At 67.6% G+C, this 12,963-nt stretch carries 10 protein-coding genes and 1 pseudogene; 5 read left to right on the top strand and 6 right to left on the bottom strand.

Annotation, left to right across the window (positions count from 1 at the left end; translation table 11 throughout):
• Positions 1-35 precede the first annotated feature (35 nt).
• The 5 genes and pseudogenes from HQN59_RS05310 (at position 36) to HQN59_RS05295 (ending at position 6,195) form a co-directional block, all read left to right on the top strand.
• On the top strand, positions 36-2,420 hold the full coding sequence (locus HQN59_RS05310; protein ID WP_176066830.1) for a diguanylate cyclase family protein: 2,385 nt from the start codon (positions 36-38) through the stop codon (positions 2,418-2,420).
• A 252-nt stretch (positions 2,421-2,672) separates the two neighbouring features.
• Positions 2,673-4,037 (top strand): annotated as a pseudogene (locus HQN59_RS25975) (S8 family peptidase); the annotation flags it as partial.
• A 3-nt stretch (positions 4,038-4,040) separates the two neighbouring features.
• On the top strand, positions 4,041-5,039 hold the full coding sequence (locus HQN59_RS25970) for a discoidin domain-containing protein (RefSeq protein ID WP_342451142.1): 999 nt from the start codon (positions 4,041-4,043) through the stop codon (positions 5,037-5,039).
• 5 nt (positions 5,040-5,044) lie between these two features.
• On the top strand, positions 5,045-5,209 hold the full coding sequence (locus tag HQN59_RS05300; protein ID WP_176066826.1) for a hypothetical protein: 165 nt from the start codon (positions 5,045-5,047) through the stop codon (positions 5,207-5,209).
• Complete coding sequence (locus tag HQN59_RS05295) at positions 5,206-6,195, top strand: right-handed parallel beta-helix repeat-containing protein (RefSeq protein ID WP_176066824.1); 990 nt, start codon at positions 5,206-5,208, stop codon at positions 6,193-6,195. The genes HQN59_RS05300 and HQN59_RS05295 overlap by 4 nt, the downstream gene beginning before the upstream one ends.
• Here HQN59_RS05295 and HQN59_RS05290 read toward each other — a convergent pair.
• The 6 genes from HQN59_RS05290 to HQN59_RS05265 are packed head-to-tail and all read right to left on the bottom strand — an operon-like array spanning position 6,192 to position 12,663.
• Positions 6,192-6,854, bottom strand: coding sequence for a methyltransferase domain-containing protein (locus HQN59_RS05290; protein WP_342451127.1), 663 nt, complete (start codon positions 6,852-6,854; stop codon positions 6,192-6,194). The genes HQN59_RS05295 and HQN59_RS05290 overlap by 4 nt on opposite strands.
• Positions 6,847-7,602, bottom strand: coding sequence for a glycosyltransferase family 2 protein (locus tag HQN59_RS05285; RefSeq protein WP_176066822.1), 756 nt, complete (start codon positions 7,600-7,602; stop codon positions 6,847-6,849). Before HQN59_RS05285 ends, HQN59_RS05290 begins: the two co-directional genes overlap by 8 nt.
• 4 nt (positions 7,603-7,606) lie before the next feature.
• Entirely contained in the window at positions 7,607-8,380 is a 774-nt protein-coding gene (locus tag HQN59_RS05280; RefSeq protein WP_176066821.1) for an SDR family NAD(P)-dependent oxidoreductase, read from the bottom strand.
• Positions 8,377-9,753 (bottom strand): FAD-binding protein, encoded by a 1,377-nt coding sequence (locus HQN59_RS05275; protein WP_176066819.1) that lies wholly within the window; start codon positions 9,751-9,753, stop codon positions 8,377-8,379. Before HQN59_RS05275 ends, HQN59_RS05280 begins: the two co-directional genes overlap by 4 nt.
• A complete protein-coding gene (locus HQN59_RS05270; RefSeq protein ID WP_176066817.1) occupies positions 9,717-10,697 on the bottom strand; it encodes a flippase-like domain-containing protein in 981 nt (326 codons plus the stop codon). Before HQN59_RS05270 ends, HQN59_RS05275 begins: the two co-directional genes overlap by 37 nt.
• 52 nt (positions 10,698-10,749) lie before the next feature.
• Positions 10,750-12,663, bottom strand: a complete 1,914-nt coding sequence (locus HQN59_RS05265) for a hypothetical protein (RefSeq protein ID WP_176066815.1) — start codon at positions 12,661-12,663, stop codon at positions 10,750-10,752.
• Positions 12,664-12,963 lie beyond the last annotated feature (300 nt).

The following is a 12,963-nucleotide window of genomic DNA, read 5'->3' as shown; positions in this document are numbered from 1 at the left end:
CCCACCGGCATGCGAGCCGTCGGGCGAGGCGGCGCGTGAGGCCTCTTGCCGCTGCTCTCGGGCTCGGCGGTCTCGGCTTCGGCGGCTGGCTTGCGCTGCAGCATCCGCTCAACGGCCCGGCGGTGCTGTCGCTGTTCGTCGCCGCAGCGTTGCTTGCGATGCTCCGGCCGCGTGCTGCGTTGGTGGCGGTGTTCGCGCTGCTGCCGGTGCTGTCGTTCGCACCCTGGACCGGCTGGCTCGTGGTCGAGGAGATCGACCTTCTGGTGCTGGCGGCCGTGGCAGGCGCTTCGTTGCGGCATGCGGTGACAAGTTCGTCGTCCGGCCGGCACCGGGCGAGGATCTGGCCGACGACCGCCCTCCTGGCAATCGGCCTGTTCGCCGCGTCCAGCGCCATCGCGGCGGTGCTGGGCGTCATGGATGCCGGGGGCTGGGCGTTCGACCTCTACCAGGGGTACCGCGAGCCGCTCAACAGCCTGCGCTTGCTGAAGCCGTTCGTCTGGGCGTTGTTGCTGCTGGCGCTCTGGCGCTCGGAAGCCGCGCGCGATCCGAAGGGGGCAGCAGCCGCGCTCGAAGTCGGACTCGTCGCGGGGCTGGGGCTCGCCGCGCTGGCAGCGTTGTCGGAGCGACTGGCCTTCACCGGCCTGCTCGACTTCTCGAGCGACTACCGTACGACCGCGGGCTTCTGGGAGATGCACGTCGGTGGAGCTGCCTTCGACGGCTTCCTCGCGCTCACGGTGCCGTTCGCGATCCGCATGCTGCAGCGCCCTCGCTCGCGCTTTCATTTCGCGCTCGCACTCGGCGTCAGCGCCCTGGCTGCGTACGCGTGCCTGACGACCTTCTCGCGCGCGATCTACCTTGCGGTTCCCATGGGGGTGGCACTCACCATGTGGCTGGGCTCGTCCGCTGAACAAGCGCCGTCTGCAAGCCGCCGAGCGATGCGACCCTGGCTGGCGGCATCGATGTGGCTGCTCTTCTGCGGCGCGGCGCTTTGGGTGTTTCCCGCCAGCGGTTACCGCGGCATGCTCGCGCTGCTCGGCGCGTGCGCCGTGTTGCTGCGGCTCGTGGCGGCGGAAGATGCCGCGCCGGGCAAGGCTTGGCAGGACCTTTTGCTCGCGTCCGTCGCGTCCAGCGCCATCGTCGTCGCGTCTGCGGCGGGGGTACCGAAGGGCGCGTATTTGTCCTACGGTGCCCTGGTCCTCTGCGCTCTGGGCCTGTCGTTTACACGAGCCGGAACGCGCGCTCGGCTTGCCGGGCTGGAATTCGGGATCGTGCTCGGTGTCGCGGCGGTGGCCCGGCATTGGGGCGGCGACGCTGCCCTCGCACGCATGCTGCCCGTTGTGGCAGTGCTCGCCGTGCTCACGCTTGCCGCGGCCGTTGTCCCTCGCGGGCAGGCACCCGCGCCAAGCGGGCCACTCGCACTTCGCGGACAGCTGCTGCTGGTCGCTGCGATGGGGCTCGCCGCAGCCGGCGTCGGCGTTCTCGGCGGCGGCGCCTACATGAGCGGGCGCTTTTCGACTTCCGAGCAGGACCTCGGCGGCCGAATCGCACACTGGCGTGACGGGCTCGCGCAGCTGCGCACGCCGATCGATTGGACTTTCGGAATCGGCCTCGGGCGCTATCCCGCGCGCCATGCGCTCGATCATGCCGCCACCGACGCCGCCGGCGACTACCGGGTGATCGACGGCGCAGAAGGGCCGATGCTCGTCCTGACCGGCGGTCGCCACGTGCTCGGCTGGGGTGAGATGCTGCGCTTCTCGCAACGCATCGACGAACCGCTCGTGCCGCTTGAAGTCCGCGTACGCGGTCGTGCGGAGCACTGGGTAAGCCTGCACTTCGACGTGTGCGAAAAGCACCTGCTTTACGAGGCGCGCTGTGCGACCGGGCAGGTGGGCATATCGGCGGGCGAGTGGCAGACCGTGTCGGCAGCCCTGAAGGGGCCGGCACTCTCGGCCGGCAACTTGATCGCACCGCGTCCGATCGTCTTCTCGATCGCGAACGAGACACCAGGAAGCCGTGTCGAGATCGCCGAGCTTTCGGTGCGCGACGCCACCGGCACCGAGCTGCTGCGCAACCGCACGTTCTCCCAGCGAGGTGCGCACTGGTTCTTCAGCAGCGATCGGAACCACATGCCGTGGCACCTGAAGAACGTGCTCGTCCACACGCTCTTCGAGCAAGGGGTGACCGGACTGATCGCGTTGCTCACGCTGGTGGGCGTCGCGTTCGCGCGTGTGGCGGCGGGCGACGCGCGCACGCATCCGCTCGCCCCTCCGATCGCGGGCGCCTTGGCAGGGTTCGCCATCGTCGGCGCGTTCGACAGCCTGCTCGACGTGCCTCGCGTCAGCCTGCTCTTCTTCGTGCTCGTGCTGATCGCTTCGACCGACCGGCTTCGCACGGCCTTGCCGCCGAGCCCCGAGCGTTGAGGCGGCGCTTCGGCTGATCGGCTCCGCAGCGCAGGGTTGTTGCGGATTGCAACCGCAAGCAGACGCGGCAATACCACACGGCGGCGACCCCCGCGCAATGCCCTGATCCGTTTCCGGTCGCTGCGTTTTCGCGAGGCGGGCTGCGAGAATTGCGGCCGGCCATGGCGCTGCTCCTGAGCGCTGTCTGCAGCCGAGTCACCCGGCCGAGAGCGCGTCCTGCCTCTCGCGTGACGCACTCAAGGGCTTTCAACGATGAATTTCGTTTCCGGCGCGCCGCGCGCCCTTCTCGTCGCTTTGTCTGTCGCCGCCGCAGCACCGGCGTTCGCCGGCGGGCGCGCTCCCGATGCCGCGCAGGCGCTTGTCGCGGCCGACGCGACCGACCGCATCATCGTGCGGCTGCGCGACGTCGCCGCGGCAGACCCCGATCGCCGCATCGCCGAGATCGCGAGCCGCATCGGCGAGCGCGCGCAGCGCCTGCGCGGCATGTCCGGCAACAACCATGTGCTCGCCCTGCCGGGGCGGGTGTCTCGCGCCGAGGCGCGCGCGATCGCGCAGCGTCTGGCGCGCGACCCGAGCGTCGCCTACGCCGAGCCCGACCTGCGCATGGTTCCGCAACGCGTGCCGAACGATTCGCTCTACCAGTACCAGTGGGACCTCTTCGAGCCCGCCGGCGGCATCAACCTGCCGGCCGCCTGGGATCGCACCGTCGGCTCGAGCGGCATCGTCGTGGCCGTGGTCGATACCGGCGTCGTCGCCCACGCCGATCTGGCCGGGCGGCTGGTCGCCGGCTACGACTTCATCTCGTCGACCACCGCATCGAACGACGGCAACGGTCGCGACGCCGACGCGTCCGATCCGGGCGACTACGGCTGCAACAACGCGTCCAGCTCGTGGCACGGCACGCACGTCGCCGGCACCATCGGCGCGGCCAGCAACAACGGCAGCGGCGTCGCCGGCATCAACTGGGTTTCGAAGATCCAGCCGATCCGCGCGCTCGGCAAGTGCGGCGGCTACACGTCCGACATCGTCGACGGCATGCGCTGGGCCGCCGGCATCCCCGTCGCCGGCGTCCCGAACAACCCGACGCCTGCCCGCGTGATCAACCTCAGCCTGGGCGGCGAGGGCAACTGCGGCACGACGTTCCAGAACGCGATCAACGACATCAATGCGCGCGGCAGCGTCGTCGTGGTCGCGGCGGGCAACAGCTCCGTCAACGTCGCCACGACGGCGCCGGCGAACTGCAACGGTGTGATCGCGGTCGCGGCGACCACCCGCAACGGCGGACACGCGAGCTACAGCAATTACGGCACCGGGATCACCATCGCGGCACCGGGCGGCGGCAATGGCGGGGCGATCCTCTCGACGCTCAACGGCGGAAGCACCACTCCGGCCGGCGACACGTACGCCAGTTACCAGGGCACCAGCATGGCGACCCCGCACGTCGCCGGTGTGGTGTCGCTGATGCTGTCGGTGAATCCGTCCCTCACGCCAGCCCAGGTCACCTCGATTCTCAAGTCCACGGCGCGTGCCTTTCCGGCGGGCACCGGTGACGACTGCGCCACGACCACTTGCGGGGCCGGCATCGTCGATGCGGCGGCGGCAGTCGCTGCCGCTGCGCCGGTGACACCTCCTGTGGACACCGGATCGGGGCGCGTCAACTTTGCACTCGCGTCGCTCGGCGCGAGCGCGACGGCATCCAGCACGTACTCCGACTACTACTACCCGGCCCGTGCGGCGATCAACGGCGACCGCCGTGGCATGGGCTGGAGCACTGGCGCGGAGGCGGGTTGGAACGATGCGACGGGGAGTGCCCATCCCGATTGGCTGCAGGTCGACTTCGGAACGACGCGCTCGATTGCAGAAATCGATGTCTACACATTGCAGGACAACTACACCAGCCCGCAGGAGCCCACGGAAGGCATGACCTTCGCGCAGTACGGCATCCTTGATTTCGAGGTGCAGTACTGGACCGGATCGGCGTGGCAGACCATCTCGGGCGGTAGCGTCACCGGCAACAACAAGGTGTGGCGCAAGTTCACCTTCACGCCGATTTCCGCCCGGCAGATCCGCGTCCTGGTCCTCAATGCCGCCGGTGGTTACAGCCGCATCGTCGAGGTCGAGGCTTACGGCGCTGCCCAGGGTTCGAACGTTGCACTCCAATCGAACGGCGGCACGGTCGTGGCGTCGAGCACCCACTCGACGGCATTCCCCGCGAGCGGCGCCAACAACGGCGACCGGCGTGGCCTCAACTGGATGTATGGCGGCGGCTGGAACGACGGCACGCAGGGAAGCTGGCCCGACGTGCTCCAGGTCAACTTCAACGGCAGCAAGAACGTGACCGAGATCGATGTCTTCACGCTGCAAGACGCCTACGGGAACCCACAGGAGCCCACCGAGACGATGACGTTCAGCCAGTACGGGATCACCGACTTCGAGGTGCAGTACTGGAACGGTTCGGCTTGGGCCACGGTGCCTGGCGGTTCGGTGGTCGGCAACGATCGCGTTTGGCGTCGATTCACCTTCCAAGCGATCACGACCAACAGCATCCGCGTGGTCGTCACCGGTGCATTGGCGGGCTACAGCCGCATCGCCGAGATCGAGGCTTACGCGGTCCCGTAAGTGCAATGGCGACGTCGCACCTGAAGGTACGTGTTGCCGGGGCACTGCGCTCGAAGTTGCGCCACGATCGCCTGACCACCGCGAATCCCGTCGTCGAACGGCATATGACCGGGCGGTTGAGTGCGTTGCGCACGCGCCGTGGCATCGGCAATCGCTGCGCTGCGCCGTGAGACGTCGCGACCTCCTTGCCACATCGCTGGCGCTGCTCGGCACCGGCGTTTCCGCCCGCGGTCAGACAGGTCGCGGCGAGGCGGTTCGACCGGTCTTGCGGGTCGGACCGGCCCGTGAGGTCAGAACGTTGCGCGAGGCTGCGCGACTCGCGAGTGCCGGTTCACTGGTCGAGGTGGACGCGGGCATCTACCGCGGCGACACCGCGGTGTGGGAACGAGACGGCGTCACCTTGCGCGCCGTCGGCGGTCGCGTGGTTCTCGACGCTGACGGTGCATCGGTGGAGGGCAAAGGCACCTGGGTGGTGCGGGCCGCCAACATGGTGGTGACGGGCTTCGACTTCACGGGATCTCGGGTTCCCAGCCTCAACGGCGCCGGTATTCGACTGGACCGCGGCTCGCTCCGCGTGGTGGGTTGCAGCTTCATCGGCAACGAGATGGGCATTCTGACGGGGAACGACCCCGCCACCGAACTCGATGTCGAGGACAGCGAGTTCGCGCGCAACCTGGTCGGCGATGGTCAGAGTCATCTCCTCTACGCCGGCACCATCGCTCGTCTGGCCGTCAAGGGCAGCTACTTCCACGACGCCAAGGTCGGGCATCTTCTGAAGACTCGCGCCGCGCTGAACGTGATCAGCGACAACCGGCTCACCGACGCGGAGGGCAGCGCCAGCTACGAGCTGGAGTTTGCGGTGGGTGGTATTGCCGTCGTGACGGGCAACCGGATTCAGCAATCCGCCCTCACCGAAAACCCGGTCATGGTGTCGTACGCTGCCGAGGGCTATCGCTGGCCGGCCAACGTGCTGCGCATGCACGGCAACACCCTGATCGACTCGTTGCCCTCGGGCGGGACGTTCGTTCGTGTTGCACCGGGTCCGGTCGAGGTTCGCATCAGCGGAAACCGCGTCGCGGGGAACGGGCGCTGGGACGTCGGTCCCGGCGCCGAGTTGGTCGACAACGCGACGATCCCTGCACCCGTCGCTCGCTAGGCGACCGGCTTGCGGCCGACGATGACGAACTGGCGTCCGAGAATGCGCCACGCAGGCGGAAACGCCAGATAGAGGCGGACCAAGGCCGGGTGCTGCGGCAGGCGGCTGGAGGTGGAGAACGGCACGAACCGGTCGATCAGTTCCTGGATCTCGAAGCCCGCCTTCTCGAAAGCTTCACGGCACGACAGGTGCGTCAGCGGCAGCACGTGGTCGTAGTAGTCCCAGTACTCGCCCGGTGCATAGCGCAGGTTCGGCTGCATGGCGACGTAGGCTCCGCCGGGGCGCAGCACGCGCAGGGATTCCTTGAGAACGCGATCGAGAACTTCCTTCGAGGGCAGATGCTCGAAGAAGTTGCTGCTGAAGCAGACGTCGACGCTTCCGCCTTCGATGCACGACAGATCGTCGGCGCTCTGCAGGTGAAACTCCGTGCCCGGCGGGAGAAACGAGCCCGCTTCGGGATTGAGATCGATTGCGATCTTGCGGCCAGCGTGGATGTAGCGCAGGAACTCGCCATACCCGGATGCGAGTTCCAGGACCGTTGCATCACGGGCGACGTAGCGCTGGAAGAACTGTTGGCAGAGGACCTTCCAGACGGCGTCCTTGCTCGCGCGCTGCTTGTCGGAAAAGCGCACCCTGTACAGGTGCATCAGGTCATCCACCGCTGAGACTCCTGGGCTGCCGAGAGCGGCCCGAGGGCAGGTGGTAATGGTCCGAGAACATCTCCCGTCTGACGCGGAGCATGTCGTCGATGGTGCGCCGGATGTTCTTCATGCTGGTTGCCGAGCCGCGTCCGAACGTGCGCGGGAATGTCTGGATGCCGAGTTCACCGACCGGATAGCCGCGCAGCATCGTCTTGATCGCGAGCTCGGCGCCGATGAAGGGGCTGTTGCTGGTGAGTTCGATGTCGTCGAGGATCGACCGGTGGAAGGTGCGGATGCCGGTCGACACGTCGCGGAACGGCGTGCGGAAGAGGCGCCTCAGCACGAGGTTGTAGACGAACGAGATGAAGATGCGGTTCGTCGAATAGAGCTTCTTGTAGCGGAAGGCGATGATGAGCCGATAGAAGTGGCGAACCTCGAGCATCTTGCGCAGATCCGAGACGGCATATTCGTTGTCGCCATCCACCATGCAGATCCACTCGTACCGAGCCGCTGCCACACCCGTGCGCAATGCCGCCCCGTAGCCGCGGTTCTGCGGATGGTGGATCGCGCGGACGATACCCGGATGCTCGGCGGCGAGCTCGTCGGCGATCGCCCCCGAACGATCGGGAGAGCCGTCGTCGACGACCAGGATCTCGAACTCCGACGCATAGCCACGAAGCAGCCGGAGACCTTCCTCGACCACGGTGCGGATCGTCCGCTCGTCCTTGTAGGCGGGGAAGAACAGACTGACGCTCAGATCGGACATGACTTCAGAACCGTAGGCGTCGGAAGATGGACCAGGGGAGGAGGCGCACGACCATGCAGATCGGTCGCCAGATGGCAGGGTGGTATTTCACGCCGAACGCCGCCGATCGATGTTGGTAGATATACCCGGCCAGGCGCTCCGGGGACGCGCGCGTGAAGGGCGCCGTCTTGCCGAAAGCAAGATTCGTGTCCAGATAGCCCAGAACGTAGAACTGCACGCGCACCGAGGTGGTGGACAGGGCGTGCCGAAGGCTTTCGAAGTACGACTGCAACGCGCGCTTGGCGGCGGCGTACGTGGCGTTTCGAGTGCGCCCTCGCACCGCGGCGACGCTGCCGAACCCCACGACCAGCCCGGCGGGGGCGGATCGCAGGCGCGGCAGGCAGTGCACGACGATGTCGCGGATGCTGCCGAAGTTGGCTCTCTCGATCGCGAGCTGCTCGGTGCCCGCCAGGTCAGCTCGGTCTTCGTCGGCGTTCATCCCGGCTGGCGCGAGAACGACCGTAAGCGGCGGGAGGGGCTCGAGTGCGAGATCAAGCTCGCCGAGGTCGAGGTTCGCCTTCCGCAGGTCCATCGCCACTGCTGCCGCCCCGACTCCGAATCGCAGGCGCAGATCGGCCGCGAGTGCCTCGAGATCGCGTCGGTCGGACGAGAGCAGGACCACCGCGTAGCCGGCCGCCGCAAAGCGCTGCGCCAGCTGGCGCCCAAGCCCGGACGAGCCGCCGAGAACGAGGCAAGTCTGCTCGAGGGGCGCGCCCGTTCCAGCGCGGGCGCGGGTCACAGGTCGAGGCGCCGCGACATTTCGGATTCGTAGAGACGCTGCGGGTCCCAGTCCCGCAGTCGCGCCCGGAACGACGCGTAGTGCGGCAGCGAGGCTGCGGCCACGCTGCCGGGCAGTCGCGAATCCTTGATGACGTTGGGCTGGCTGCGCGTCTCCATGACGAGTCGATCAAGGCCCGCAAGGAAGCGCAGCGTGCGCGCCTCGCGTACGAGGTCGATCGCGACCAGCGTTCCAGAGCCGCACATGCCCAACGACCGGCCGTTGCCGCGAAACCGCTTCAGCGACAACATCGTCGCGGCGGGGTCCACCGCATCGAAGAGTCGGGTGATGCCCTGCAGGAACGCTTCCCAATGCTCGTCGTCCACGAGGACCTGTGCTTCGGCCAGGCCGCGCCGCCCGAACATCCGGTGGTACAGGGTCTGACTCGTAAACGGAAACGAAGCATCGAAGACGCTCTTGCGCTGGTGCGGATGGCGCAGCGCGCTGCGGCGGAAATAGGCGTTCGCCCAGCGGGACGACGCAGGAGTCCAGAGACAGGCCGGCAGCCGTCCGCGCGAGTACGGCGTCATGGGACGGCAGTCGGGCCCCTTCGGAGGTTCGGGTTCGCTCGCCCACGAGCCGCAGAACACGAGGCCTTTGCCGAAGGCACGCCCGCGCAGCGTGCCGTCGTGCCAGCTGTACGCGAACTCATGGTTCTGCCCGAGCACCTCGATCATGTCGCGCGCCGCGGTCAACGACTCGACCGCGCTCGTCGCAATGGTGTAGGCGGGCCCGGTCTGCGCGACGAGGCGCAGTGTCGCGTCCACGATCACACCGGTCAGACCGAACCCTCCACAGGTGGCATCGAACAGGGCGGGCTCGCGCTCCCGTGCGATCTCCCGAAACCCGTGCGCAGGGTGGTAGAGCGTGAGGGCGGACACCCAATCGTTGAACGTTCCGTCGCGGTGCGGGTTCTTCCCATGCACGTCGGCGGCGATGCAGCCACCGACGGTGATCGTCGGATAGCCTGGCAGAACCGGCATCAGCAACCCGCGTTGCGAAGCCCAGATCGACAGCCCGCCGATCGACGCCCCAGCCTCCACGCGCAGCGTCTTCTGCACCGGGTCGAAGGCGATCATCCGGTCGAACGAAGCCATCTGCTGGACGATGCTGCCCGCGCCGAAGCTCGCGGCGGCGTATGACATCCCCGCGCCACGGGCGATTCGCTTCGCCGAACCCAGATCGGCCTCGATGTGGCGATAGCGGTCGGGGCGCTGCAGCAGCCCGTTCGCGGCGACCGCACCGTCGAACGTCACGAACCGGGCGGGCTCCAGCGCCGGCGTGCCGCCACCGCCACTCACCTTGCCACCGCCTTGCGCGTGCGGTGCAGCCACGCGTAGAGGATCGCGCCGACGACCGTCACGCTGCCAAGTAGAAGGACCTGCACCAGCGTGGCCGCGGCGAAGGCAGGCGCGGCCGCATGCCCAGCGGTGCCCAGCGCGATCACGAAAGCGAATTGCAGCGTGCCCAGGTTGGCCGGAGCTGCCGGCAGTGCCGCAGCGATCCCGGCAACCCCGATGAGCAGGACGATCGTCGCGGGCGTCGGCCGGACACCCACCCCGGTCAGCATGGCCCACATGGCTACGCCGTTGAGCGTCCACACGAGCAGCGAGGGAGCGATCAGAGGAAGCAGCTCGCGAGGTTCGCTGACGGGGCGCAGCCCGATCGCGAGGGCGGTGAACGCCCAGCGCAGCTGCGCCGACCTGAGACTGGCCGCAGAACGCCCGTATGCGGCCAGCGCGATCAGCGCGACCACGAACCCCAGCGCGACGGCACCGGTCACGAACAGACCGTCGACGATGCTCGAGCGCGTGCTGATGGTCCCCGCGGCGGGGCGGTCGCCTGCCAGCGTCATGACCCCGGCTGCAGCGCACGCGACCACGGCCAGGACGTCGAGCACTCGCTCGAGCACGATCGTTCCCATGACGGCCATGCGCGAGACCCCGTATCGCTTGCCGATGAAGTCGGCCCTGAACAGCTCGCCCAGTCGTGCGGGCAGCGCGTTGTTGGCCGCATAGCCGACGATCAGCGACAGCAGCACCTGCCTGGGTCCGAGTGCAGCAACAGGCCGCAGCAGGCGGCGCCAGCGCGTGCTGCGGACGACGATCTCGAGCCAGTACAGCGCGATGCTCACGGCGATCCACTGCGGCGACGATGCCTTCAGGACGCGCAGGAGATCATCGAATGCGATCGAGCGGACGGTGAAGCCCAGCAGGACGGCACTGATGGCGAAGCCGAGAGCCCCACGGATCCACTTCGCGTCCACTGGCAACAGCACCGCTAGCTCCCGAAATCGCCAGCCGCTCCGGAGTTCCGCAAGGGCCTCGAGGTCACCGACGAGCCTCGATCGCGACGTGGCTGAACGTCACGTCGATCGCGTCGGCGTACACAGGCGCCACGGTCCTGGGTTCCGGCGCGTCGATGCGCAGTCTAACCACCCGCGGTACGGCTTCGACGTTGCCGCCGTCGCCGAACACCGCCGTCCAGTCGCTTGCGGTAGCGACGAGCGGGCTCAGCAGGAATGGCTCTCCGGAGAAACTGGGCTCGAGGCGCGACCTGCGCTCGCGACCGTCTTCGAGCTCGAGCACGAGATTCACCACGGGGGCCTTGAACAGGACGTCCTGAATGCGACCCCACGCCGTGCGCTGAAGCCGGACCTGCACCCAAACGTTGCCTTCGGACTGCGGCACCGCGAGGCGCTGACCCCAACGAACCTGCTGCGGCCGACCGATTTGCCACTCGATGCGACGCGGCTCTGCCCGGCGGTGCAGCACGACCTGACGAGCGTAAGCCCGGTCCACTTCGTAAAGCGCGGCGAGCGTCGGCCAGAGCGCACCCTCGTCCTGTGCGACATGCCGGGAGTCGATGGACTCGATGCCGAACAGCAAGGTCGCGGCGGCTCGCGGACCCTCCAGGTGCTCGCGGTTGATGCGTATCAGCGTGGGGTTGTAGACGGCGAAGCTCTGGAACACGGGTCTGGGTCGGTAGCTGGCGCCTTGAGCCAGAAGAGGCGCGGCGTTCCACGGGTACACGTCGACGGGACCTTGCAAGGCGGGAAGCGGGTCGCTGCGACGGATCGACTCGATCGCCTGCGCGTGATCCGCGCGAAGCGACGCGAGGTGTCGACCGCTCGTCAACGCCGCCATCGCATTGATACTCGCCCGCACCGAGCCGCCCAGCGGCAGCGGTGCCTGCTCGCCCGGAGCCTCGCTTGCGTAGTCGAAGTTCCGGCGGATCGCAACCACGCTGGATACCACACACAGCAGGACGAGAATGACTCGCGCACGGCGCGTCCGCAGGCGCGACGAGAAATGGGCGGCCGCGAGAGCGAGGCCTGCGGTAAGGCCACCCCAGGCGATTACCGCATGCGTGTCATGCCTGACGAAGCCCGCCTTGAATACCATGAAGAGAAACATCACCAGAGCGGCAAGCGGGAGCCAGTCGGTCCAGGGGTTCGTCGCGATGCGTGCAGAGCGCCAGCTCGAATACCCCGCGAGCACCACGAAAGCGACTGCAAGGACGACGAAAGCAACAGGGTCGAGCCAGCGCCACGACCAGACCTGCATTGCCTCGCTGTACCCGCCAGCCACTGCGAGGGAACTCCAGACGAACTTCGCGTATCCCGCGAGACTCTGACCCGCGACGACGTGAAGCGCGAGCGATCCCAGCGCATACACGAGCAAATAGGCAGGCATGCGTTTGCCGCGTCGGCAACGTTCGGCGTCCATCATCAGGATGATGACGAAGCCGAGCATCCAGAACGTGAACTTGACGAGACTGGCCAGTGCAGCGAGCAGGCAAACGAGAACGCCGAACACGCGAGCGGGCGTGCCTGCGCGCTGGACCACCAGCACCAGCAACAACGGAAGAACGAAGAAGGCGGTGTCGCTGAACAGCATCGCGTTGAGCATGCTCGCGCGCACACCGAGCAGCACCAGCGCGGCGATCGCGATCGCTTCCCATGGCTCGGCGTCGCGTAGCAGGAAGGCGGTTCCCGTCCCGAGCGCCAGCGCCAGCAACGTCCACGCACCGAGTACCCATGAGTAGGTCAGCGGATCGAACAGCCGCGCGTACAGAAAACCGAAGGGACCAAATGTGAAGACGAGGTCCGAGCCGAATTGCCACCCGTTCACGAAGGCATGGTTGAGCACCATTGCCCACGAAGGATCAAGGCCGCTGCGGGGCATCGACGGCACCCACGGCGGCAGCAACACGAGCGCCGCTGCACCGAGCAGCACGTGCAAGCGCACGTGGTAAAGGACCGAGTGCCGAGTGGTGTGCACGCCGAGAATCGAAAACGAACTGAGCCTGCGCAACGAAGGGCACGCTGCAGGGCAGGTGGCCGCAGCGCCGCTCGATCATCGCTCATGATGGTTGTTCGCCGACGAGCAGGCACGACAACACGCGCCCCGTGGACGAACAGTCCGGAACGCGCGCATCTGCGGGGCGCTTCGTGATAGGGCGAGCAGGGTCGCGACGCCGCAGAACCGCGGCCCTGATCACGTGCGGGAGCCAGCAAGAAAGCGGGCCCGCTTGCAAGCTGC

This window comes from Rhizobacter koreensis, assembly GCF_013366375.1.
Taxonomy (GTDB): Bacteria; Pseudomonadota; Gammaproteobacteria; order Burkholderiales; family Burkholderiaceae_C; genus Schlegelella_A; species Schlegelella_A koreensis.
This window is presented reverse-complemented; position numbering and strand designations above follow the sequence as displayed.